Annotated in this window: 23 protein-coding genes; 1 reads left to right on the forward strand and 22 read right to left on the reverse strand. The window is 38.1% G+C overall.

Annotated features, from left to right (window positions below):
* Nucleotides 1-7: 7 nt before the first annotated feature.
* The 4 genes from BN53_RS07860 to BN53_RS07875 all read right to left on the reverse strand — a co-directional run bounded on the left by BN53_RS07860 (nt 8) and on the right by BN53_RS07875 (nt 3,434).
* Nucleotides 8-1,012, reverse strand: coding sequence for a type II secretion system F family protein (locus BN53_RS07860; protein ID WP_009560423.1), 1,005 nt, complete (start codon nt 1,010-1,012; stop codon nt 8-10).
* Nucleotides 978-1,955 (reverse strand): competence type IV pilus ATPase ComGA, encoded by a 978-nt coding sequence (gene comGA / locus BN53_RS07865; protein ID WP_009560424.1) that lies wholly within the window; start codon nt 1,953-1,955, stop codon nt 978-980. Before comGA ends, BN53_RS07860 begins: the two co-directional genes overlap by 35 nt.
* A gap of 146 nt (nt 1,956-2,101) precedes the next feature.
* Nucleotides 2,102-2,830 carry a YebC/PmpR family DNA-binding transcriptional regulator gene (locus BN53_RS07870; RefSeq protein ID WP_009560425.1) on the reverse strand — a complete coding sequence of 243 codons (729 nt, stop codon included), beginning with the start codon at nt 2,828-2,830 and terminating at the stop codon, nt 2,102-2,104.
* An 85-nt stretch (nt 2,831-2,915) separates the two neighbouring features.
* Nucleotides 2,916-3,434 (reverse strand): VanZ family protein, encoded by a 519-nt coding sequence (locus BN53_RS07875; RefSeq protein WP_009560426.1) that lies wholly within the window; start codon nt 3,432-3,434, stop codon nt 2,916-2,918.
* 377 nt (nt 3,435-3,811) lie between these two features.
* Here BN53_RS07875 and BN53_RS07880 point away from each other — a divergent pair, with 377 nt between their 5' ends.
* Nucleotides 3,812-5,437: an APC family permease gene (locus BN53_RS07880; protein ID WP_009560428.1), complete on the forward strand. Its 1,626-nt coding sequence runs from the start codon at nt 3,812-3,814 to the stop codon at nt 5,435-5,437.
* A 45-nt stretch (nt 5,438-5,482) separates the two neighbouring features.
* On the opposite strand, the gene BN53_RS07885 is transcribed toward BN53_RS07880, so the two are convergent.
* The 18 genes from BN53_RS07885 to BN53_RS07970 all read right to left on the reverse strand — a co-directional run bounded on the left by BN53_RS07885 (nt 5,483) and on the right by BN53_RS07970 (nt 23,904).
* Entirely contained in the window at nt 5,483-5,938 is a 456-nt protein-coding gene (locus tag BN53_RS07885) for a DUF441 domain-containing protein (RefSeq protein ID WP_009560429.1), read from the reverse strand.
* A gap of 18 nt (nt 5,939-5,956) precedes the next feature.
* Complete coding sequence (locus BN53_RS07890) at nt 5,957-6,940, reverse strand: asparaginase (protein ID WP_009560430.1); 984 nt, start codon at nt 6,938-6,940, stop codon at nt 5,957-5,959.
* Between the two features lie 12 nt (nt 6,941-6,952).
* Nucleotides 6,953-7,405, reverse strand: coding sequence for a low molecular weight protein-tyrosine-phosphatase (locus tag BN53_RS07895; RefSeq protein ID WP_040537393.1), 453 nt, complete (start codon nt 7,403-7,405; stop codon nt 6,953-6,955).
* 80 nt (nt 7,406-7,485) lie between these two features.
* Nucleotides 7,486-7,851: a fluoride efflux transporter CrcB gene (gene crcB / locus BN53_RS07900; protein WP_009560432.1), complete on the reverse strand. Its 366-nt coding sequence runs from the start codon at nt 7,849-7,851 to the stop codon at nt 7,486-7,488.
* Complete coding sequence (locus tag BN53_RS07905; protein ID WP_009560433.1) at nt 7,851-8,231, reverse strand: fluoride efflux transporter FluC; 381 nt, start codon at nt 8,229-8,231, stop codon at nt 7,851-7,853. Before BN53_RS07905 ends, crcB begins: the two co-directional genes overlap by 1 nt.
* Nucleotides 8,232-8,256: 25 nt before the next feature.
* On the reverse strand, nt 8,257-9,072 hold the full coding sequence (locus BN53_RS07910; RefSeq protein WP_009560434.1) for a Cof-type HAD-IIB family hydrolase: 816 nt from the start codon (nt 9,070-9,072) through the stop codon (nt 8,257-8,259).
* Nucleotides 9,073-9,208: 136 nt separating this feature from the next.
* On the reverse strand, nt 9,209-10,363 hold the full coding sequence (locus BN53_RS07915) for a mannitol-1-phosphate 5-dehydrogenase (protein WP_009560435.1): 1,155 nt from the start codon (nt 10,361-10,363) through the stop codon (nt 9,209-9,211).
* 1 nt (nt 10,364) lies between these two features.
* Nucleotides 10,365-10,811 carry a PTS mannitol transporter subunit IIA gene (locus tag BN53_RS07920; protein WP_009560436.1) on the reverse strand — a complete coding sequence of 149 codons (447 nt, stop codon included), beginning with the start codon at nt 10,809-10,811 and terminating at the stop codon, nt 10,365-10,367.
* Nucleotides 10,812-10,824: 13 nt separating this feature from the next.
* Entirely contained in the window at nt 10,825-12,606 is a 1,782-nt protein-coding gene (locus tag BN53_RS07925; RefSeq protein WP_009560437.1) for a PTS mannitol transporter subunit IIBC, read from the reverse strand.
* A 127-nt stretch (nt 12,607-12,733) separates the two neighbouring features.
* The gene (locus BN53_RS07930; RefSeq protein ID WP_009560438.1) at nt 12,734-14,785 is read right to left on the reverse strand and encodes a BglG family transcription antiterminator; all 2,052 of its coding nucleotides are present in this window, start codon (nt 14,783-14,785) and stop codon (nt 12,734-12,736) included.
* Between the two features lie 85 nt (nt 14,786-14,870).
* Nucleotides 14,871-16,682: a glutamine--fructose-6-phosphate transaminase (isomerizing) gene (glmS, locus tag BN53_RS07935; RefSeq protein ID WP_009560439.1), complete on the reverse strand. Its 1,812-nt coding sequence runs from the start codon at nt 16,680-16,682 to the stop codon at nt 14,871-14,873.
* Between the two features lie 199 nt (nt 16,683-16,881).
* Nucleotides 16,882-18,234, reverse strand: a complete 1,353-nt coding sequence (gene glmM, locus BN53_RS07940; RefSeq protein ID WP_009560440.1) for a phosphoglucosamine mutase — start codon at nt 18,232-18,234, stop codon at nt 16,882-16,884.
* 29 nt (nt 18,235-18,263) lie between these two features.
* Entirely contained in the window at nt 18,264-19,247 is a 984-nt protein-coding gene (locus BN53_RS07945; protein WP_009560441.1) for a CdaR family protein, read from the reverse strand.
* On the reverse strand, nt 19,244-20,086 hold the full coding sequence (gene cdaA, locus BN53_RS07950) for a diadenylate cyclase CdaA (RefSeq protein WP_009560442.1): 843 nt from the start codon (nt 20,084-20,086) through the stop codon (nt 19,244-19,246). The genes BN53_RS07945 and cdaA overlap by 4 nt, the downstream gene beginning before the upstream one ends.
* Before the next feature lie 36 nt (nt 20,087-20,122).
* On the reverse strand, nt 20,123-21,196 hold the full coding sequence (locus tag BN53_RS07955) for an ABC transporter substrate-binding protein (RefSeq protein WP_009560443.1): 1,074 nt from the start codon (nt 21,194-21,196) through the stop codon (nt 20,123-20,125).
* A complete protein-coding gene (locus BN53_RS07960; RefSeq protein ID WP_040537394.1) occupies nt 21,193-22,005 on the reverse strand; it encodes an ABC transporter permease in 813 nt (270 codons plus the stop codon). Before BN53_RS07960 ends, BN53_RS07955 begins: the two co-directional genes overlap by 4 nt.
* Nucleotides 22,002-22,817 (reverse strand): ABC transporter permease, encoded by an 816-nt coding sequence (locus BN53_RS07965; RefSeq protein WP_009560445.1) that lies wholly within the window; start codon nt 22,815-22,817, stop codon nt 22,002-22,004. The genes BN53_RS07960 and BN53_RS07965 overlap by 4 nt, the downstream gene beginning before the upstream one ends.
* The gene (locus tag BN53_RS07970) at nt 22,810-23,904 is read right to left on the reverse strand and encodes an ABC transporter ATP-binding protein (protein WP_009560446.1); all 1,095 of its coding nucleotides are present in this window, start codon (nt 23,902-23,904) and stop codon (nt 22,810-22,812) included. Before BN53_RS07970 ends, BN53_RS07965 begins: the two co-directional genes overlap by 8 nt.
* Nucleotides 23,905-23,945 lie beyond the last annotated feature (41 nt).

Genomic DNA, 23,945 nt, shown 5'->3' on the forward strand with positions numbered 1-23,945 from the left:
CCTCACGTTAAATTCCTTGCATCATCGAGTACATCGGCAATAATAGCTTCAAGTACACACCAATTACGCATATTCCAATCAAGATAAAGCACAGTGGTTGAACGTTAACCACCAGTTTTTCAATTCTACAAGTCAGATCAATAAATAGTCCCTTACCAAGTACTAAAAATTGCTGACTAAGAGTCTGCCTCTGTGATCCTGTCTTAAGGAGCAAAATCAAATTATCTGGCAAAAATGGCTCATCTTTAATCACTTCAGTCAGTGCCTTACCGGAATTGAGCTGCTGACTGATTTTTTGGCCAATTGCTTGTTGCAAAGATCCAGGCTCTTGGCTAGAAGCGTAAGAACACATTTTCTGCAGCGAAAAGCCACTTGATAAAAGCAAGCCGATATCATACACCAACAGATAATTGACATAGATTTTGATAACTTCACCAATCAATGGATACTTAATCAAAGTTAGCATCGACTTATAATCCTGCCTTTTTAATAAACTAAGGATATGCACTAACATAGCTACTAAGGCCCCAATGAGACCAAATAGGCCAATAATCAAGACATCTCCGCTATTATCTGAGCCTCCGTTTAATTTATCCATAACAAAATTTTGCATAAAAGCTAGCAAAAATAGCATCATCCCTGCTAAAACAAACGGATATGATAACTCTGCCTTTAGCATTTTGAACTGCTCATTTTTTAGTCTTTCTAAAATTGTCACCTGCTCCAAACACTCGACTAGGTTTCCTTGTTGCATCGCCATATTGATTTGGGTTGCAATAGTCTTAGAAAAGCCTAGGCGTAGTAACTCGCTAGAAAGCCTCGCTCCCTGTTTCATTGCCTGATCAAGTCTTTTCATCATTTGGGCTTTCTGAGGCCAAAAGACGATCATCAATTCAATGCTGCTATTTAGCGAAAAGCCATTTTTCAAACTGTTTTGCAAATAGTCCAAAAAGACCAACTGCTCTTCTTGATTCAGCTTAACCCTTCTTAAATTGGTCAAAGATATGGTCATCAATTCTTCCCTCCTCTCTGAGCTGTTTCAAGTTCTCCTGCCAATTGACAAAGTCTGCCCTCTGACTGCAGAGAATCTGTTCTTTGAGATAGTCACCGCTAGCAATGTCCATCAAGCAAGAAAAATTGCCGGCCAAATCTGGCAAAAGCCGTTGATAGCTAACTGCGGTCAAACAATTTAGTAGCTCTGAGCGACTGATATTCAGCCCCTCCAATCTAGAGATTGTCTGCAGCGTGCTTTTGGCATGCAATGTGGCTAGCACCAAGTGACCACTTAAAGCAGCATCGACTGCTAGTCTAGCTGTTCCAGGATCGCGAATTTCCCCGATAATTAAAATATCAGGACGGTGCCTTAGGGCTGCTTTTAACAATGAAAAATAATCAATTCCGGCTTCATTGTTAACCTGCGTTTGCAAAAAGCTCCCTTCATGCACTTCAACTGGATCTTCGATGGTCATGACAACACTATCTCTGCCGACATTTTTGGCTAATTCATACATGGTTGTCGTCTTGCCTGATCCTGTTGGTCCACTAGTTAAGATCAAACCTCGGCTAAATGACAGTTCTGCAAGCTCAGTCAACTGCTTTGGAAAGAAGTAGCTACTGTGATCAATCTGATAAATGATCCGGATAACTAACGACTCAGCATCATTAAAATCGCCCAAACTAGATAAACGCAGATAGTAGCTATCATTTTGATAAAGATAGGTCATCGCACCAACTTGCGGTCTTCGGTGTTCCGAAATATCCATCTGGGCAATATACTTAAAATAATTTATTGCCTCCATTCCCTCACTCAAGGAAAACTTGCGCAAGTTAGACAAACTATCTCCTGATCGAATATCGATGTGATAGCAGTCATCTTTAGGCAAAATAAAGATGTCGCTGGCATGTGCATCGATTGACTCTTGAATTATCTGATCGATAATTTCTCTGATTTCCAAAAAATCACCTCCATATATTAAATACGCAAAAAATCGCAAAAAATTTTTTTAAATTTTATTTTTTTGCATTTTTTACAAAAAAGAAGAAAAAAGGGCACAAAAAAACACTTAGTCGTCTGACTAAGTGTCTTATTGATTAAATATGATTAATCTTCATCTGCTGCAGCAGTGTAAACATTTTGAACATCGTCGTCGTCTTCTAAGGCGTCAACCAAATGTTGGAATTGTTCCTTCTTGTCTTCTGGAACTGGAGTAGTGTTTTGTGGAATCATAGTCAATTCAGCAGCTGCTAACTTATAACCAGTCTTAATCAAAGCGTCACGAACTTGTGCGAATTGCTTTGGATCAGTATAAATTTCGTATGCTTCATCGCTAGTTTGCAAGTCGTCACCACCAGCATCCATAACATCAAGTAAAACTTGATCTTCGTCAGCATCAGTAGTTGAACGATCAATTACAATGTAGCCCTTGCGATCAAACATGTAAGCAACTGAACCAGTAGCTCCCATAGTACCACCGTTACGAGTAAAGGCTACACGCACAGCTGAAGCAGTTCTATTCTTGTTATCTGTCAAAGCTTCAACGAAAACAGCTACACCACCTGGTGCATAACCTTCGTAAGTAATTTCGTCGTAATGTTCTTCTGAGTTACCTTCAGCCTTCTTGATAGCACGTTCGATATTGTCCTTAGGCATGTTGTTTGAACGAGCCTTATCAATAACTAAACGCAATGCAGGATTCCCTGAAGGGTCAGGACCACCACTCTTTGCAGCCATGTAAATTTCACGAGATAACTTTTGGAAAATCTTACCTCTCTTAGCGTCTTGCGCATTCTTGCGGCCTTGAATATTGTGCCATTTTGAATGTCCTGACATAAAGGATCCTTCTTTCTGTATTATAAAATCATTAACGATAATAATCTTAACTCACTGGCTGTTAAAATTCAATAAAGATCGGCAGTTAAGCTTGTTTTTTAGCAAATTTTTTTATTAGCCAAATAATTATTATCGCTATAACTATTGCACACAGTCCCCCAAAGCCATCTAACATTACATCGTGAATGCTAGGCGTGCGATCTCCAGTCAAATATTGATGATATTCGTCTAGAGCCGCAAAAGCCAGCACGATCATCCATGAAATAATTGGTGCTACAGCTTTGATTTTAAAAATTCGCCTGATTCCCAAAAAGCCAAATAAGCCTAAGCAAAAATAGCTGCTAAAATGAGCAAGCTTACGCAAAACAAATTGCGTCATCCCAGCCTGTCCGCCATCTAAAGCGGCATTATGCCAGCGACCACCATAATAGATATTCCAATTTCCTACAATATTTTCGAGCAGACCAAACTTTTGATTGATAAATCCCGGACTCATCTTCTGCTGATGATAAGTCATTGAACTTGAAATAAATAGCGTTAAAAGCACAAAAAAAGCCAACAAGAGATAGACTTTTTCTTTGCGAGTAAATGTAAATTTTTCCATTTAAAACCCTCAATAAAAATAATTAAGTCTATCTTACCATTGTTGGCTAAAAATTATTAACGATGTCTTCTAACTTCTTGTGGAACCGGCGTTTGTTTTCCAGCAGTTAAAGAAAATAAAGTGATCACGATAATACCGATTGCGAATAATTGTGCTGTCATAATTTACCTCCATTTAAAATTCATATCTAGCTATCTGCTTACTTTTTGTAACCATTATACGCTCTTATTTTTTGTAAGTAAAGCCAAAAATCAAAAAATAACCCTCGAAAGCGTTTACTACTCGCGATTTTTGAAAAAAATTGTAGAATAAACTTATTAACTATTTTTAAAGAATTTGGTTAATAAGTTATAAATAGAAAAGGATGCATACAAAAAGTGGATGAGTTAAATGAATTAAATCCTGCCAAAAAGTATATTTCTTGGCAGACTCTCTTCTTGATGGCGCTATGTACTGTTATCGGTTTAGATGACATTATGTACAACTTCCAAAACCAAGGAATGTCCGTCATCTTTTCATGGATCGTCATGGTTATCTTCTATGTCTTCCCTTATTCATTAATGGTTGGACAATTAGGATCAGTCTTCAACAAAGAAGGCGGCGGTCTTTCTTCTTGGGTTAGAGGTACTGACGGTGAATTCTTAGGATACTTCACCGCTTGGACTTACTGGGCTGCTTCAATTCCTTACGCAGTTGACTCAGCTAACGAAATTATTGTTGATATTGGTTGGGCCTTAACTGGATCTGAAAAGTTCCAAGATAAGATTCCTAACTCTTTATTTGCAATTTTGACTTTTGTAACATTTATCGTCTTCATCATCGTTGAACACCATTTCTCAAATTCAATGGAATTCCTGTCAACTATCGGTGGTGGATTGATGGTGTTAATGACCATCCTATTCGTAGTCTTGGCCTTTTGTGGTTTGGCTAAAAGTGGTGGTCACATGGCAACTACAAACTTTACTTGGAAATCTATCTTCCCTAAGTTTGACTGGCACTACTTCTCAACAATAGCAATGCTGATCTATGCCATGAACGGATGTGAGCTGGTCGGTCCTTACGTAACCAAGATGAAGAAGCCTAAGGATGACTTCCCTAAGGCTATGGTTACTTTGGCAATTATGACCGCCTTCTTAACAATCTTCGGTTCATTTGCTTTGGGTATTTACTTCAATGCAAACCACATGCCTAACGACTTGAAGATGAACGGTGCTTACTACGCCTTCAAGATGATTGGTCACCAATACGGCATCGGCGACTTCTTACTTTACTTCTGGGCTTGGACTTCTGTCTTCTTCAACTGTGCGCTTTTAGCTGTTTTACTTGATGCGATGACTAGAATGTTGATCTCTGATACTGGTGACCGCTACATGCCAGAATTCTTGCGTAAGAAGGACAAGAACGGCTTGCCAATCAATGGTTACGTTTTGACTGTTTCATTAGCTGCCTTCATCATGATCTTGGGTATCTTCTTGCCTGACATGAACGACATCTTTAACTGGCTATTGAACTTAAACGGTATTGTTTCTCCAGGTGTTACTTGCTGGATCTTCTACTCATTTATGAGAATTAGAAAGAACTCCAAGAAGTACCCTTCAGAATATGTCTTCATCAAGAATGACAAAGTTGCTTACGGCGTTGGATTTGCCTTATTAATCGTGACTGCAGCTGCTACAATCATGGGTGTTACTCCTCAAGACGTAGCACAAGGTAGTTCGATTTGGTGGTACGAATTGATTATCAACATCGTATCTGTTGTAGTATTGATCGGTCTTGGTGCTATCTTGCCAGGTATCCGTAAGCGTGAATTGGAATACGGTATTGCCTTTACCAAGAATCAATGGATCTGGATGGGTATCTTGATCATTGGTTCTATCATCTTAGACATCTACATTGGTGGCTTGAAGCACTTGCCATTAAGAGGAGCTTACATTGCAGTTGAAGCAACAATTGCTCTAATCATTACTTGGCTAATTGGTAGACGCAAACCTGTTCAAAACTAAAATAATCAAAAAAACTATCGCGATTATGCGATAGTCTTTTTTTGCTTAAAAATGTATATTAAACAAACTTATCACTATGTAAGTCATTCCACTAGCAATTACCGGTCCAGCTGCTACACCTTTAAAAGCAACAACGCCAATGATTGTGCCTAATACCAGCATGACGGTAACTTGTGGAACGCTGGCAAGCTGATCTACGCCATATTTTGATAGAATCGCTACAGCAATACCAGCTGAGATAGCAACCCAACCTGCAGGAGTTTTGAAGGCATTGAATAAATCATCAAAGCCAATCTGACCTCGAGCGATCGGTACCAAAATTGCAATTGAAATAATCGTTACTCCCCAATTGATTCCTTTGGCTTGAATAATTGGAAACCATTTTGACGCAACTGGTAGCAGCTTGATAATCATAACAACGATCGAGGCAATAATCAACGAAGTGTTTTTAGCTAAAACTGCCACTAGTAATATTAATCCTAAAAAAAGCCAACTCTGCATATCCCACCTCTTGATCGATTAGATAGTAATTTCACCGACAATATCTTGTTCAAAAAAGCCCTTTACTTCTTCTAAATTCATCCCTTGACCTAATGCCCACATCAACTTCGTAATTGCACTCTCTGTCGTCATATCGCGGGCACTGATAGCCCCTTCAAGCAAGGCCAGTCTTCCTACTTCATAGCGTGTCAAGTCGCTTCTTTCGTATAAGCATTGGCTGCTGGCAATTACCGGAATGCCCCGACGAATCAATTCTCCAATTGCCGCTACCATATTTCTGCGGATATAGTTCATTCCGCCAAGACCGTAGCCTTCAATGACAATCCCCTTACAGCCACTATCTGCCATGGCAAAAAGTAATTTAGGATCAAAGCCAGGAAAAAGCTTAACCACTGCAACATGCGGATCAATCTTAGTATTTAATTGGCACTTTCCTTGCTTAAGTTCAGGATCGTGGATATATTCAATTCCATCAGAAGTTACTTCTGCAATCGGTGGAACATTGACGCTTTCAAAGGCATCAAAGTTAGTCGTTCTAACCTTAACTGTTCGACAGCCTAGCATCACTTTTCGATTGAAGGCCAAATAAATTCCCGGCTTACAAGTAGCAGCGGCAGCAAAAGCCAAGCGCAAATTATCTGGTGCGTCACTCAAAACCACATCCATTGGCACCTGACTTCCAGTTAGAACTACCGGAATTTCAATTTTTTGCAACATAAAAGACAACATTGAAGCCGTATAAGCCATCGTATCTGTCCCATGCGACAAAACTATGCCATCGTAATCCGTCCGATATTTATATATCTTTTCTGCAATAAACTTCCATTCTTCAGGCTGAATATTTGAAGAATCTAATTGCAAAATGTCATCTGTATCAATCTCATAAGGCAATTTTCCAATCATAGCGATCAAATCCTTGCCTTTATCTTGCGGAATCAACCCATTATTTGAAGCTCTAGAAGCAATTGTTCCACCAGTTGATAATAATAGTAATTTTTTCATTTAAGTCCTACCTTACTTGGTCAATTCCTTCAATAAGCCTTCACATCCTCTTTTGATATCTGCAAAAGCAGCATCAAAATCATGAGTGTACCAAGGATCATCGATATCATTATAGCTTCCGGCAAAATGCAATAACTTATATTCTTTGCGGTCTGGATCGCCCGAAGTAATTCGGTTCATATCCATAAAGTTTTCCTCATCCATGCAGATTAAGTAATCATAAGTCTGATAGTCTTCTGCCGTCATCTGACTAGCAACATGGCCTGAATATCTTATCCCCTGCTTATCAAGTTCGCGCTTAGTTCGCGGATCCATCCCATAGCCGACTGCATCCTGAGTTGCAGCTTTAGAGTCAATTTGAAATTCATCTTCTAAGCCGGCTTTTTTAACTAGATCTTTCATCACAAATTCTGCCATTGGGGACCGACAAATATTTCCGTGACATACAAATAAAATTTTCTTCAATGTTTTCTCCCTTCCCAACCAATATGCTTAATTTTATAACAAATTTTGCTCAAGAAAAAAGCTAAATGCCTTAATCGCATCTAGCCCAAAATATTTCCAAGACAAACTCCTAGATATAGCAAGATAAAGCCAGCAACATAAGTCAAAGCCAAGTACCATATCAAGGTTAAATTTTGTTTATTTTTTACTAAAGCATAAAGCTCCGTATTTAAAGTTGAAAAAGTAGTATAGCCGCCCATCATCCCTGTTCCAAGGAACAAATACGCAAAAGTATTTAATTTCAATGCATAAAAAAGGCCCAATAAAAAGGCGCCTGTCAAGTTGATAATTAAGGTTGCAATTGGAAGAGCAAATTTATTTTGCCAGTGCTTTTTACCATAGTTAGTAAGAAAGTAGCGCGAAATTGCCCCAAGCGAAGCTCCAAATCCTGTCAGCAAAATCTCCATTAAACTCTCCCCCATTCTTTTCTACCTAGCTTAATTCCCAAATTAGCGCCAATTGCAGCACAGAGAAAACCAATTAAGATGGTTCCTATAAAATATAATCCTGCTGCCGGCGCACTAGTTTGTAAGAGCTTAAAGCTATCCAAATTAAAGGTCGAGAAAGTGGTAAATGCGCCAACAAAACCCGTTCCTAAGCCAGTTACTAGCCAAGAAGGCAAACTCTTGAATTCTAGAGAAAAGTAGGTCAAAAAGGCTAGCAAAAAGCAACCTAACACATTTCCTAAAAAAGTACCTAAAAAACTAAACTGACTATTCAGCAACATGCGCGCTATTCCACCAAAAAAAGCGAAAAAAGCGACGCTTAGATATTTCCAAAATTTCAACCTGCCATTACTCCCATTCTAATTTTTAAAGCACAAGTTTCTTCAATGCTTTAGCAATTCCGTTATGATCATTGTCATCAGTCACATAGTCTGCTCGATCTTTAATATCTTCGATTGCGTTACCCATTGCGACTTTATAAAAGCCTGGATTTTCAAACATGGACAAGTCATTGCCTTGATCGCCAAAGATCATTACTTCGTTTGCCCGAAGATTCAACCGACTAGCTAAATTCATCAAAGCATTGCCCTTAGATGCACCAATAGCATTTAATTCGATGCAATTATCAAGGGACCTTACTATGTCATAAGATTGAAAGGCCCAATCAGGAATAGTTTGCCACAACTTTTCAATTTGATCGCTAGATCTGTCACAAGTAAAGCCTACTTTGTTGAAAGTAAAGTCTTGTGGTATTTCTTTGCGATCGCGCACGCGTAATTCGTTGTTGGTTAAGGCCGCATTGATTTGCATTTGCACAGATAGATCTCGGTCCAAAGTCCAAAAACATTCAGTTGTCTCAAAGTGCAAGTTAACGTGACTCAATCTTTGCAAACGGAGCATCAAATTAAAGTCGCGGTAATCCATTTCTTGACTCATCAAAACATCGCCGTTAATGGCCTGAATAACTGCTCCATTGAAAACAACAGCATATTGGTCTGCTCCATCTAAACCTAATTGCTTTGCATAGTCTACTACTCCAGATAAGGGTCTGCCTGAAGCTAAGACGATTTTTATCCCTTTATTGCTAGCTTCTTGTAAAGTCTTTTGTGTTTCTGAAGAAATATAGTTGCCTGAGGTCAATAATGTACCGTCTAGGTCAACTGCCACCATTTTTATAGCCATAATTTTCCCTCCTGTAAATCTTACAATGTTAATTATAAAGTAAAAATAAAACACCTGAAAGATTTATCTATCCTTCAGGTGTTTTCACTATCCGAGTATTTTATCTAGAATTGGATTTAACTATGTTTGAATAAAATTATTTTTCTGCTGCCTCGTAAGACGATTCGATCTCCTTGATTAAAGATTCATCCTTTAAGCCGGTCGTCTCCACAATAACTTGCTTCAAAGGTTCGCTCTTTAACATTTCTTGTAATTTGACGCTTTCGCTATCATTTGGTTCATCAAAGTGATAGATCTTGCCAACAGTTTCCATTAAAGCTTGGTAGCCTAAGTTTCTTTCCTTCAATTCACGAATTGGACGAATGAATCTTTCGTCATAACCCAACTTACGAATTGGGGTTCTACCTACACGAGCAATATCATCTGAGATATATGGGTTTTGGAATCTGTTAACGATCTTTTCATGGTAAGCTTCAAGTTCTGCCTCATCGAATTCCTTACCCCACTTGTTAAGGATCAATGATCTAGTTTCACTTAATACACGCTTAACTTGCTTTAAGACTGCCTCGTCTTTAATAGCATCTCCAATAGTTGAGTAGCCTAAGCTCTTGCCAGTATAAGCTACTGTTGCGTGACCGGTGTTAACTGAGAATAATTTTCTTTCAATGTAAGGCTCTAGATCTGGAGCATAGTGTACGCCCTTCAAATGAATATCCGTATTCTTCATTTGACTTTCGTCAATTACCCATTCCTTGAAGTCTTCAACTGAAACAAACAATGGATCTTCGTTGTGTTGAATTGGGACAATTCTGTCTACAGCTGCGTTAGGGAAGCCAATGTATTGATCAACTTCTGGCTTAACGTCATCTGCTAAGTGCTTGTAAACTTCTTCTTTAAGATGTTCTGATCCACCAATCATGTTTTCACAAGCAATAACATCTAATGGTTGGTGGTTGCCAGCAGCTAGTCTTGCAGTTAAGCCTTCAGCGATTAAAGGTGCGATTAGAGCTAAAATCTTTGGACCAATTGCAGTAGTTACAATGTCAGTGTTCTTAATTGCTTCAACTACCTTTTCAGGATTCTTAGCATTGTTAATACCATCAACATTTGTGACATGAATTTGCTTCTTGCCTGGTGCTGCTAGTTCAATATCATATTCTCCACGCTTGTTCAATTCATCAATAATTGTTTCGTTAACATCAACAAAATCGATGCCAAAGCCGTTGTCAGCTAAAGTTTCACCAATAAATCCACGACCAATGTTTCCTGCGCCAAAATGTACTGCTCTCATTTTACTTTCCGACCTCTTTTAATAAATCTATGACTTCTTGTTCTGTTTGGGCATCTGCTAGTTTAGCCACATTTGAAACATCACTACAGAAGATAGCGATTTGTGACAAAAGATTAAGGTGCTCATTGTTCAAACCAGCAATACCAAAGACAACTGTTACTAGCTGTTCAGTATCGTCATCTGGGTTACTAAAATCTACACCCATAGGAATTTGTACAACAGAAATACCTGTTTTCTTAATATGCTTCTTGCCTTCATCAGTGCCGTGAGGAATGGCAATGAAGTTACCCATATAGGTTGAAACATCATTGTTTCTAGCGATCATTGACTCGATATATTCTGGTTCAACACATCCACCATCAACCAGCAATTGTCCAGCCATTCTGATTGCTTGATCACGCGTTGGCACGTCTTGATTAAGCTTGATCATATTCTTTTGTAGTTCCATATCCTCATCCCCTTTACTGCAACTTAGCAATTACATCCTGTAACTTCTTATCTTGAAGCAAGTCATCTACTACTACGACTTGAACATCACTGTAGCGGACAACTAGGTTCTTCTTAGCTTGAGGAGTTACAATAACCAAATTAGTAGCTTCATCTGGCAATTCATTAATCTTGACTGCTGAAACACCGACATGCTTATCTGCTTTCTTGACTGCATTAGCGAACAAGTTAGTTGCCATTGTTGCTGTACCAACATGTTGATCGTGTCTGATGAAGTAAACATTCTTGATCTTGCTAAAGTCAATGTCATCGACTACGCCTTTTGACTTAGGTTTTTCAGTTTCTTTTGGCTTTTCTTGGACTTGGGATAAAGCCTTAAGGTTAGCAACAATACTGTCGTATTTTGGACTGTTCAAGAAGTTGCCTACTGCAACTCTCATCGCACTTGGAGCCTTTTCAGCAGCTCTATCTGCTAATTCTTCTTGAGTAACTACCAATAAGCCATCTTCGTCTTTTAAGTTTCTAACTGCAATGTTAGTTACAGGAATATCAATTTTTGCTTTCTTAAATTTATCACGTAGAAGTGATGCACCCATTGCTGATGATCCCATTCCGGCATCACAAGCAAAGATAACTTTCTTAACATCTGCGTATGAATTTACTGAATCGCTAGCAAGTTGTTCTGAAGGCATTGCTTGACCCTTTGATTCAGCCTTCATAGCTTGCATTTGCTTAGTCTTTTCTTCTAAGTCATCATCAGTTGACTTGTCGCGCTTCAAAATTACTGCAGCAACCAAGAATGAAACGATTGCTGAACCAAGAATACCGATGATGTTGCCAAAATATGCATCCTTTGCTGAAACTAACAAAACAGCAATAATTGAACCTGGTGAAGCAGCAGCCTTAAGACCACCACCAAGCATACTGAACAACGCTGTACCTGTAACACCACCAGCCATAGCTGCGATAATCAAAGCAGGCTTCATCAATACGTATGGGAAGTAAATTTCGTGAACACCACCCAAGAATTGGACGATAATTGCACCAGGTGCTGAACTCTTTGAGCTACCTTTGCCAAAGAATACAAAGGCAAGCAAGATACCAAGACCAGGACCAGGATTTGATTCCATCAAGAACAAGACTGACTTACCCACTTGAGCAGCTTGTTGAATACCTAATGGAACCAAAATACCATTACCGATCGCATTGTTTAAGAACAAAACCTTAGCTGGTTCAATAATGATGTTGGCAAGTGGCAACAAGTGAACCTTGATAATTGCATCTACTCCTGCACTAGCCCAGTTGCTACCAGTAACCATAACTGGGTTAATTACGAAGTAAGCAAAGATTGCCAAGATCATTCCTAAGATACCAAGTGAGAAGTTGTTGTAGATCATTTCGAAACCAGTCTTGATCTTACTTTGGAACTTGTCATCAAGTTTCTTAAGCAACCAACCACTCAAAGGTCCCATAATCATTGCTCCTAGGAACATTGGTTGTTTTGAACCTACGATAACACCAATTGTACCTACAGCACCAATTACGGCTCCTCTATCATCGTGGACCATCTTACCACCAGTGTAACCAATCAAAAGTGGCAATAGATAAGTCAACATAGGACTAACTAAATTATTGATTTGTTTGTTAGGGATCCAGCCGTTAGGACTCATAAAGATGGCTGTTAAAAGTCCCCACGCAATTACGGCACCAATGTTTGGCATGATCATACCAGACAAAGCTGTACCGAATTTTTGAATCTTTACTTTAAGTGAAGATTTATTATTTTCCTGTGCCATGAGAATTTTCCTTTCCGCTTTTCAACTTACATCTTTATCCTAAGATATATGGTAAGCGTTTACAAGAAAAGGAAAATAGAACTGTGTCACAGATAATCGTGCCAAACTTTATTAAATATTTCACAAGTCACAAACTAGCCTTTAAATCGCTTAAATACTGGTTTGCGATCGCATCCTTGATCATATCTTGTGATCCTAAATTGAAGAGTTTTAGATTGTTGTCATTCATTACAATCATGCTAGAGACCATACTCATTACAGCTTGTTCATCTTCAGATAATCTTTCAGGCCCAAGCATTAGCAGCATCCGAGTTACCGTTATTTGATTATGATCCATAGCCTCCATTTCTATCCCCTGCTCCAAATCAAATGCCAAAAACATGCAACGTTTGATTTGACTACCACTTGTGTGCAAGAGCGCCATATTAGAATTAGGCAAGCCAATTGGAGCTAATTTAATTCTAGAGATAATCTTCTGCGCAATCTGTTCCTTATCCTTAACCAAACTGCTATCGATGCGGTCTAAGATTACTCTGATTAACACTTCGAGGTCTGTCGAATTCTTCAAAATTTGTTTTACTTTGATGCCATTGACTAATTCTAGGCAGAAAAGATTGGCAATAGAAATTTTTGAAAGTTTTTCTGCGTCATACTTCTTTTCAACATTATGCGTATCTGCTGCTTGAACATACTTGTGCTCATATGAGCGCAAATCCAACTTAATACGGTCGATCTCATCTTGCAATAATAAGGGACTGACTAATTCGTAGTCGCGTGAAAAGCCGTTCAATTCTAAAGTTGAAACAATCAATTCGTATTGATCAATATCAATATTTGGTAGATCAGAAACTTTCGAAAGTTTAATTTGTTTGATCTCAGGAAATTCCTGCTTCAAGCGATTGCTTAAAATTGCGGAAGTACCAATTCCATTTTCGCAAATAACTAAAACATTGAGCTTTTGCACATTTTGTCTGCTGGTGTATTCGTTAGCAAAATAAAGCAAGAGCAGCTGAAGCTCTGAGGTAGTCAGATTTTCCTCAGGGAATTTAACCTGCCAAATCTCTTTGATCACTTCAAACAATTGATTGAACCTCTTGCTTAATTCATCAAGACTCTCAATTTTCGTATTTGGCAAAGGACTGACATGATGACTTAATAAAGCTAAAACATGCTGAGTTAGGCGATTGACAAAGCTAGGATTTTTCTGAAAATCCCAATTCATCTGATCCGAAACTTGACGGATAAAGTTTTTGACCTTGAGCGAAATATTAAGTTCATAATCGTTATCATAATAAAGCTGCTGTTCAGGTTTATCACTGGCAAGCAGTTTACTAGCCAAATAAGAAACATCTCCCGGCAAAACTTTAACCGCTTCTTTTTTGGTGTAGACAGATAAAAAGCTATAGATCAAGCCTTGATACTTAAGCAGACTTGAGGCCTTATTTTCATTTTTGATATTTTGATTTTTCTTAATTCGCATTAAGCTAATAGCAAATGTCAAAATCAATTCTGTTATTCGCCGATCTGAATCGGGCTGGATTTTTTCGAAAATAGTTTGATCAAGACAAGTTTTGATCCAATTTAATTCAGCTAAATCAAAAATATTCAAGAAGAAGTCGTTTATTTCTTCTTTTCCATGCAAGTATCTAAAAAATGTATATTCATTGGTTTGGCTTAAGATTGTGCCAATTAACATTTGACGCCGTTTGATTTCATCGCATTCAACATAAATGCCAACTCCTTTATGGCGAACTAGTTGAATATTGTAGTCTTTTAAAGTGCGTTCAATTGTATCTAGATCATTTTTGATAGTTGCTTCTGATACATTCAAATCTAAGGCAAATTGCAGTATTTTCTGTGGTTCATCTCTTAAGAGCAATAAAACCGTCAGCGCACTTTCTCTTTGAGAAATAGTCATTACTTCTTGTTGCTGATTTTGGTTGACTATCTCCTTAATTTTATCCAAATCTTGATTATTTCCCTGCAGACTGTATTTGCGCTTATCGCTGGCTAACTCTATACCTAGTCTCGCCAATAGCCCTCTAAGGTCTTCAAATTCGCGATAAATAGTCCGTCTACTGACGCCAATTCGTTTTTCTAATTGGCCAATTGTAATTCCTTCGGGACTAGTGTATAAATTGCTAATAATTTGCTTTTGCCGATCTGTCATATATAACATAAATCTCACCACTTTCTTACCACAAAAATTATACCTAATCTCAAAAGAAAAAACAGATCTCGAATTGAGATCTGTCTTTCGTAAATTATTCTACAGTAACACTCTTAGCCAAGTTACGTGGCTTATCAACATCTAAGCCCTTATCCTTAGATGCATAGTAAGCCAATAATTGAGCTGGAACTACTGTCAATAATGGTGATAAGTAGTAGTTCAATGATGGCAAAACAATGTCGTCGCCTTCTTTAGCAAATTCCTTGCCAACGATTGTAATTACGCTTGCACCTCTTGAAGCTACTTCTTGAATATTTCCTCTAGTAAGTTCAGCAGTAACTGGATCGTTGATCAAAGCAATAACTGGCGTACCATTTTCAATCAAGGAAATTGTACCGTGCTTCAATTCAGCAGCAGCAAAGCCTTCAGTTTGAATGTAAGATACTTCCTTCAACTTCAAAGCACCTTCCAAAGCTACTGCATGGTCAACCCCGCGGCCGATGTAAAAGGCGTTGCGTGAATCAATTAAGTATTTCTTAGCTAATTCGTCAAACTTTTCTTTGCCGTCGACGATTTCTTGAATGCCTTCAGCAGCTAAAGCTAATTGATGCTTTAAATCGAAGTCCTTAGCTTCTTGCTTGCCTAGCTTTTCACCAACTGCCTTAACTAAAATGGCTTGCAAGGCAATTTGTGCGGTATAAGCCTTAGTTGAAGCTACGGCAATTTCTGGACCAGCTTTTAAAAGCATGGTGAAGTCTGCTTCACGAGATAAAGTTGAACCTTGAACGTTAGTCATAGTCAAACTAGTGATTCCGCGCTTGTTAGCTTCTTTCAAAACAACACGAGAGTCAGCAGTTTCACCTGATTGAGACAAGAAGATAAAGAATGGATTCTTGCTCATGATTGGGAAGTGGTAACCAGCTTCTGAAGCATAGCCAACTTCAGTAGGAATGCCAGTGTACTTTTCAAATAATTCCTTACCAACCAAACCAGCATGGTAACTTGTACCAGCTGCAAAGATATAAATTCGGTCAGCCTTTGATGCTGCTTCGACGATTTCAGGATCAACGATAGGAGTACCATTTTCGTCTAAGTAGTCTTGTGATAAACGACGCATCACGCCAGGTTGTTCATCAATCTCCTTTAACATGTAAAATTCGTAAGTACCCTTTGAAGCGGCATTTGGATCAATATCAAGTACATGTGCTTCGCGTTCAACTTTTTCGCCATCGATATTTTCGATTACGTAAGCATCCTTGGTGATATCACCAACATCACCATCGTGTAAATCAACGAACTTCTTAGTTTGGTCTAAAACAGAGATAGCATCTGAAGCAATAATGTTGAAACCATCGCCCAAGCCAAGCATCATTGGTGACTTGTTCTTAGCAATGAACACATGATCAGGTTCTGTATTGTCAACTAATAAGAAGGCATATGAACCCTTAACTAACTTCAAGGCCTTCTTAAAGGCAGAAAAGCCATCCAAATCTTCGTCATAAGCAATCTTGGCAATTAATTGTACAACTACTTCAGTATCAGTTTCTGACTTGAATTCCACGCCTTCAAGATATTTTTCTTTAAGTTCAAGGTAGTTGTCAATCACACCATTGTGAACCAAGTAAAATCTTCTACTACTGTCAAAATGTGGGTGGGCATTATCTTCAGTTGGCTTGCCGTGAGTTGCCCAACGAGTATGACCAATACCTACTAAGCCTTGTTCATCATCTGTCAACTTATCCTTAAGGTTGCTGATACGACCAACAGCCTTAGTTAAGTATTCATTTCCTTGTAAATCATTTAAGTAGATACCGGCTGAATCGTAGCCACGATATTCAAGATTAGTCAAACCATTAAGGATAATATCCCTTGCAGCTTTACCAACTACACCAACAATTCCACACATATTATTTTCTCCTTTTGGTCTAGTTCAATTTAAGTATTGGACTAACTATGTTTTATTAATACAGTAGCTATATTAGTACTTTATTTTTAATTGGTCAAGAGAAAATACACAAATGGTTTATCCTTTTATCTGTATAGACCAATATCAATTATAATAAAAAAGAGATCAATTCTTTCGAATTGATCCCTAATAATTAATCCTAGTTGCCCATTTCTGCTTTAACAACTTGAACTACACGATCAACATATGTATCGGTAACTTCTTGAGTTGGACCTTCAGCCATTACTCTCAATAATTCTTGAGTTCCTGAAGGACGAACAAAGATACGTCCATTGCCATTCATTTCTTCTTCAACTGACTTAATTGCATCAAGAATTGGTTGGTGCTCTTGCCAAGTTTGCTTATCCTTAACTGGAACATTTACCAAGCATTGTGGATATTCCTTGAAATCTTCCAATAATTCAGATAACAACTTGCCAGTCTTCTTCATTACAAGCAATAAATGCAAACCAGTCAACATACCATCACCAGTGTTGTGATAGTCGCTCATAATAACGTGACCAGATTGTTCTCCACCAAGATTGTAGCCATTAGCACGCATTTCTTCAGAAACATAACGGTCACCAACTTGAGTTCTAACATTCTTAATGCCCTTGCGTTCTAATGCTTTGGTAAAGCCAAGGTTACTCATAACAGTTGTTACGATAGTATCCTTCTTCAAGCGACCATGTTCTGCCAAATATGTTCCAAGAACGTACATAATATGGTCACCGTCTACTTCGTTACCCTTTTCGTCAACTGCAATACAACGGTCTGCATCCCCGTCAAAAGCAAGTCCCAATTGAGCACCTTGCTTAACAACTTCTTCTTGCAATCTCTTAGTATGGGTTGCACCAACATGGTCGTTGATGTTTAGCCCATTTGGATGAGTTGCAATGGTAGTGAAGTCAACGCCGCAGTCAGCAAACAATCTTGAAATCAAGGCACTAGCTGCACCATTGGCACCATCAACAACAACCTTGATGCCACTTAAGTCTTCTGGAATAGTATTTTCAATAAATTGTAAGTATTTTGAACTACCTTCGTGGAAGTCAGTCACAGTTCCTAAGCCTTCAGCTGAAGGACGTGGCAAAGTATCTTCTTCGGCGTCGATCAATTTTTCAATTTCTTCTTCCATTTCGTCAGAAAGCTTCAAACCATCGCTACCAAAAAACTTAATACCGTTGTCTTCTACCGGATTATGTGAAGCAGAAATTTGAACACCTGCATCTGCTCCTTGGGCTCTAACTAAGTATGACAAACCTGGAGTAGTAATTACACCTACTTCCAAAACTTCAATCCCAACTGAAAGCAAACCTGAAATCAAAGCGTATTCTAACAATTGGCCTGAAATACGAGTATCTCTAGAAACAAGTACTCTAGCTTGCTTGTTGTCAGTCTTTTCTTTGGTTAAAACATAACCACCGTCACGACCTAGTTTAAATGCCATTTCTGGTGTCAAAACTTTGTTTGCTTCACCACGAACGCCGTCTGTTCCAAAATATTTCAACATTATTTGTTTCCCCTTTTCACTTACTAATCCTAACCTTGGGTTGAACTTGAACTAGTACTACTTGCTTTCTTTACTTTAATTTGTACTCTAACGGTTGAAGGGTCCGACATTGCTACTCCTTCCGGCAATTTAACCGGTATTTCCCGTACCGTTGAGGACTTAACTCCCTTTAGATCGACCACTAGCTGCAATTTTGAAATTTTAGCTAAGGCATCTTTTGTTCCATAAAGCTTAACTGCATCTTGACTAGCCGTTACTGAATAAACCAACTTGCTATTTTCATTCTTAGCATCAAGTTCTAGTTTTACTTTTTTGCTGGAAACCGTTATCGGAATTGTTACTTTAGCTGTTGCTGGCGAAATAACCACATTGAGCTGTCTGCCCTTTTTATCTTCTGCAATGAGCATAACTTGCCTTTCATAGTTATTTCTAATACCGTTAGGCATTGAAACTTTGGCTACGATCTGGTCAATTTCATTGACCGTCCCTCTTGATCCAGTTACAGAAACCTGACTTGGACTTACAGAAGGCGCGCCTAGTTCATACCCTTTAGCCACAGCATTTTTATTATACTCTATTTGTACCGGCAATGTACGCGATTTTCTCAACTGAATATTAACTGTGACATATTTTGGCTTAATTGAATAAGCTATCTGCTTGCTTAAGCCACTGACTTGCACTTTTACTCTGTGCTCGCCAACTTTTTTCTGGCTTAGATCAATATATGCCCTAAAATTTTGCGTATTAACAACTGAAGTTACTAAAGCATTAGGTCCTTCCAAAGTGACCTTGACTTTTTCTGGATATCCTACCACGTAATATTTATCTGTATCAACTGACACCTGCAAGGGTACGCTGATAGTTTCAGTTTCGCTAGCCGTTTGCTTGGTCTTGGTTATTTCGCTTTGAGTAAGAAAACCAGTCTGGGTATTATCGATGTAGATTACTATTAGAATCGCAATCAGCAAGGAAACAACTCTTAAAAACCATAATTGATTCCAAAACTTTTTCATCGACTAGCACCCCATTTCCAAATCTTATCCAAAAGTTGTTGATACCATTTTCGCTCTTCTTCAGCAGGAACCAAAGCAGCATTCAAATATTTCAGATACTCTTCTTGGGTCAAATCTAATAAAAATCGTCCATTGCGAGTAATCGTTACGCCACCTGTTTCTTCTGAGACAACGATTGTAATGGCATCTGTTACTTCAGAAATACCCACAGCTGCCCTGTGACGAGTACCTAGACGCTTAGGAATAAAAGTACTATCTGACAAAGGCAAATAAGCCGCTGCAACAGAAACGCGATTTTTATTGATGATTACCGCACCGTCGTGCAAAGGCGTATTAGGAATAAAAATATTAATCAATAATTCGCCGGTAATGTCAGCATCAATCTTAATTCCAGTTTCAACATAGTCTTCTAGACCTGTTTCTTGTTGGATTGTAATCAAGGCACCAATTCTTCTTTTTGACATGTATTGAATGGCCTTGTCCAGTTCCTTAACCATCTTAACTGACTGATCGTGCAGACTGGTTCCCCGTCCGCCAAACATCGGCATACGACCAAGGTGTTCCAAGCCACGTCTAATTTCTGGTTGAAAAATTATCAAGATACCGACTACAGACCAAGAGACAACCTGATCAAGAATGTAGGTTACAGCATGCAGCTGGGTAAAGCCGGCAATAATTCTCAATACGAAAATAAAGACTATTCCTTTGGCTAATTGAACGGCTTTTGTTCCTCTTACTAGAATAATCAAGCGATAAACTAGAAACCAAATAATCAAAACATCTAGCGCAATCGAAATATTATTCACAGTAAATAAGCCTGATAAATTGATATTATCCACTTTTTCCTCCTTCTAGATAAGATTTTATACCGAAAATTATCGTGCATACATTTTAAATTCTAAAAATAGATCATTGTAATTTTGGGTAATTTTTGGTCCAAGATCTCTATAAACTTGCAAATGCTTCAAAGTCGACATTGGTGGGTAGAATTGTTTATCCTCGCGGACTTTCTTAGGCAAATATTTCTTGGCTACACCAACTGGCGTTGCATATCCAACGTATTTGGCATTTTGGGCCGCATTTTGCGGTTTAAGCATAAAGTTGATAAAAGCATAGGCTGCTTTTTTATTTTTAGCAGTCCTTGGAATTACCATATTGTCAAACCAAAGATTTGAGCCTTCGCTAGGGACAACATAATGCAAATGCTTATTGCTTTCCATAACTTCGGCTGCCTCTCCTGACCAGGTAACGCCAATTGGAGCCTCGTTTTGGACCAGATACATCTTCATTTCGTCAGAAATTACCGCCTTAATATTAGGTCCAAGTGCATTAAGCTTGGTTAGTGCCAACTTAAGCTTTAAATTTGAAGTAGTATTCATTGAATAGCCTAAAGATACTAGCGACATCCCCATTGCATCCCTAGCTGAATCAACTAATAAAATGCTGTGGCGGTACTTTTTCGACCATAAATCATTCCAATGCTTGATACTACCTGGCTTAACGTATTTGTCGTTATAAATGATTCCTAAAGTTCCCCAGAAATATGGAACTGAATATTCATTGTTGGGATCAAACGACCTATGCAAAAAGCTTGAACTAATATACTTGAAGTTTGACAACTTGCTGGTATCAATCTTATCAAGCAAGTTTGCCCGCTTCATTTTCATGATCATATATTCTGAAGGAATGGCGATATCATAAGCCGTTCCACCTTGCTTAATCTTGGTGTACATGGCTTCATTAGAGTCGAAAGTTTCGTAGATGACATGATAACCTGTTTCTTTTTCGAATTTTTTCAAAAGATCAGGATCAACATAATCGCCCCAATTATAAATTATCAAACTTTTGTTCTTGCCTTGAATGTCTGATTGCTGCAGTCGACTAACTTCATAAGCCATTCCAGCACAAGCAAGCAAAATAGCAACTACTGTCCAAATTAGCTTTTTCATTTGATCAACTCCCGCATTATTCCTCTAGCCTTCTTGCCACGTTTGGTTGAAATAAAGTAATAAATTAGAACCAAAACTAGCACAAAGACAAAGATAACTGTACTTAGGGCATTAATCTCTAAGTCGATTCCTTGACGAGCACGTGAATAGATTTCTACAGATAGCGTAGAAAATCCGTTTCCCGTTACAAAAAATGTAACTGCAAAGTCGTCCAAAGAATAAGTTAAAGCCATAAATAGCCCCGAAGCAATCCCGGGCAAAATCGCTGGAATCATAACATTACTAAAGACTTGGTAGTTATTAGCTCCTAAGTCGCGAGCTGCATCGATTAAAGAGTAATCCATCTCATTTAATCTTGGCAAAACCATCAACACAACAATCGGAACTGAAAAGGCAATGTGACTTAGCAAAACCGACCCAAAATTCAAGCCAATTCCTAAAGCCGTAAAAAAGACCAAAAAACTTGCCCCGATAATAACATCAGGCGAAACCATTAAAACGTTATTTAAGGCTAATAAAGTCTGCTTATGCTTTTTGCTTCTAACCCGAGAAATTGCAATTGCTCCCATCGTACCAATGATCGTTGCAATCAAACTTGATAAAAGAGCTAAGATAACCGTATTTAAAAAAATTGCAATCAAGCGATTATCTTGCAATAAAGTCTGATAATGAGCGAGGGTAAAATGCTGGAACTTGTTCATATTTTTTCCACTTGAAAAAGAGAAATAGATCAAATAGAAAATTGGAACGTATAAAATAATCAAAATGAAGTAAAGGTATAACCGAGCAAAAATCTTTCTATTTTTCAAAGGTCTACCTTCTTTCTCTTAATCTTGCTTCCTGTCAAAAGCATAACTGCAACCATCAAAATAATCAAAACTACACCAATAGTTGCACCCATATTCCAGTTCATCGTGGTCAAGAAGTACTCTTCAATTGCCGTACCCAAAGTAATTACCCTATTTCCGCCGATCAAACGCGTTAGCATAAATAGTGATAAGGATGGAATAAAGATGGCCTGAATGCCACTTTCTACCCCTGACCAAGATAAAGGCCATAAAACATACTTAAAGGTCTGCCATTTGCTTGCACCTAAATCTTCTGAAGCCTGAATAATTACTGGATTGATTTCTTTAATTGCGTTATAAATTGGCAAAATCATAAATGGTATTTCAATATAGGTTGCTACAAAAATAAAGGAAAAGTCTGTAAACAAAATATTTACCGGTCCAATACCAAAGAGTTGCAAGAATTGATTAGCCAAACCACTATTGCTCAAAATTCCAATAAAAGCATAGGCCTTAAGCAATAAGTTAATCCAAGTTGGCAAAATGATCAACAAGAGCCAAATTTGCTGGTTTTTCATTTTGGTTAAGAAATATGCTGCCGGATAAGACACCAGCAAGGTCACAAAGGTAATCAAGAAGGCATACCAAAACGAATTAAGCATCATTTTTAAGAAGGTGCCATTATGGAAAAACAATTCAAAATTAGCCAAAGTAAACTGCTGACTTTGATTGGTTAAGGAATACCAAAGAATCAACAAAATTGGCAAGATTACAAATAAAATGATCCATAAAAGATACGGAATCATAAATAGAATCTTATTTCTATTACTCATCGCGTTCACCTTCATAGCTTTCTAGTCGGGCATCAAAGTCTTCTTGGCTTTCATGTTTTCTCATAACGTGAATATCTTCTGGATCAAAGAAAAGACCAATTGGCTCATTTAGCTCACAACCATTAGTTGAATGAATTAGCCATTCATTTTCATCACTATCTAAAGCCTTAATTTCAAAGTGATCACCCAAAAATAGTTGCGTTTTGGCAATTACGACAAGCTTGCCTTTTTCAGGCTCTGTAATATCAAGGTCTTCAGGTCGAATAACAATTTCTACCCTTTCATTTGGCTTCATTCCGGCGTCTGCACACTGGAATCTCTTATTGGCAAATTCCACCTCAAAATCCTTGATCATTCTTCCTGGCAAAATATTTGAATCCCCAATAAAGCGCGCAACAAAGTTGTTAATTGGTTCATCATAAATATCTACAGGAGTGCCATTTTGCTCGATCTTGCCATCATTCAAAACGAATATTTCATCACTCATTGATAAGGCTTCTTCTTGATCGTGAGTAACAAAAATAAAAGTTATCCCTAATTTTTCTTGAATTGCCCGCAATTCAAATTGCATTTCTTTTCGCAAACGCTTGTCAAGAGCTGACAAGGATTCATCCAAAAGCAAAACCTTAGGCTTATTCACAATAGCTCTAGCAATAGCAACACGTTGTTGCTGCCCACCAGACAGTTCTGAGATTTCGCGATTGGCATATCCATCTAAGCGCACCGTATGCAAAGCTTCTTTAACTAAAGGCTTAATCTCATTTAAAGGCATTTTCTTGATTTTCAAGCCAAATGCCACATTTTCAAAAACATTCAAATGTGGAAACAAGGCATAGTTTTGAAAGACTGTGTTAATTTGTCTTTTAGCTGGATCAAGGTCTGTTATATCCTTGCCATCAAAATAAACTTCACCTTCAGTTGGTCGACTAAATCCAGCAATAATTCTCAAAATAGTTGATTTACCTGATCCACTAGGTCCCAAGAGAGAATAGAATTTACCAGATTCTATTTCTAAGTTTATGTCGTTTAAAGCTACGAAGCCGTCATCGTAGACTTTTTTAACATGCTTTAATTCGATAATCTTCATATTATTTACACCCATAAAAACAGCCGCAAGCCAATGGTTTG

Source organism: Lactobacillus pasteurii DSM 23907 = CRBIP 24.76 (genome assembly GCF_000297025.1).
GTDB lineage: Bacteria > Bacillota > Bacilli > Lactobacillales > Lactobacillaceae > Lactobacillus > Lactobacillus pasteurii.

Coding starts and splice junctions, on each gene's coding strand:
- crcB (WP_009560432.1), bottom strand. CDS start 7,851: ATGGAGATTTTGCTGACAGGATTTGGAGCTTCGCTTGGGGCAATTTCG.
- BN53_RS07915 (WP_009560435.1), bottom strand. CDS start 10,363: ATGAGAGCAGTACATTTTGGCGCAGGAAACATTGGTCGTGGATTTATT.
- glmM (WP_009560440.1), bottom strand. CDS start 18,234: ATGTTGAAATATTTTGGAACAGACGGCGTTCGTGGTGAAGCAAACAAA.
- BN53_RS07870 (WP_009560425.1), bottom strand. CDS start 2,830: ATGTCAGGACATTCAAAATGGCACAATATTCAAGGCCGCAAGAATGCG.
- glmS (WP_009560439.1), bottom strand. CDS start 16,682: ATGTGTGGAATTGTTGGTGTAGTTGGTAAAGCTGCAAGGGATATTATC.
- BN53_RS07925 (WP_009560437.1), bottom strand. CDS start 12,606: ATGGCACAGGAAAATAATAAATCTTCACTTAAAGTAAAGATTCAAAAA.
- BN53_RS07890 (WP_009560430.1), bottom strand. CDS start 6,940: ATGAAAAAATTACTATTATTATCAACTGGTGGAACAATTGCTTCTAGA.
- BN53_RS07920 (WP_009560436.1), bottom strand. CDS start 10,811: ATGGAACTACAAAAGAATATGATCAAGCTTAATCAAGACGTGCCAACG.
- BN53_RS07860 (WP_009560423.1), bottom strand. CDS start 1,012: ATGACCATATCTTTGACCAATTTAAGAAGGGTTAAGCTGAATCAAGAA.
- BN53_RS07875 (WP_009560426.1), bottom strand. CDS start 3,434: ATGGAAAAATTTACATTTACTCGCAAAGAAAAAGTCTATCTCTTGTTG.
- BN53_RS07910 (WP_009560434.1), bottom strand. CDS start 9,072: ATGGCTATAAAAATGGTGGCAGTTGACCTAGACGGTACATTATTGACC.
- BN53_RS07885 (WP_009560429.1), bottom strand. CDS start 5,938: ATGCAGAGTTGGCTTTTTTTAGGATTAATATTACTAGTGGCAGTTTTA.
- BN53_RS07945 (WP_009560441.1), bottom strand. CDS start 19,247: ATGAAAAAGTTTTGGAATCAATTATGGTTTTTAAGAGTTGTTTCCTTG.
- BN53_RS07930 (WP_009560438.1), bottom strand. CDS start 14,785: ATGTTATATATGACAGATCGGCAAAAGCAAATTATTAGCAATTTATAC.
- BN53_RS07955 (WP_009560443.1), bottom strand. CDS start 21,196: ATGAAAAAGCTAATTTGGACAGTAGTTGCTATTTTGCTTGCTTGTGCT.
- BN53_RS07970 (WP_009560446.1), bottom strand. CDS start 23,904: ATGAAGATTATCGAATTAAAGCATGTTAAAAAAGTCTACGATGACGGC.
- BN53_RS07965 (WP_009560445.1), bottom strand. CDS start 22,817: ATGAGTAATAGAAATAAGATTCTATTTATGATTCCGTATCTTTTATGG.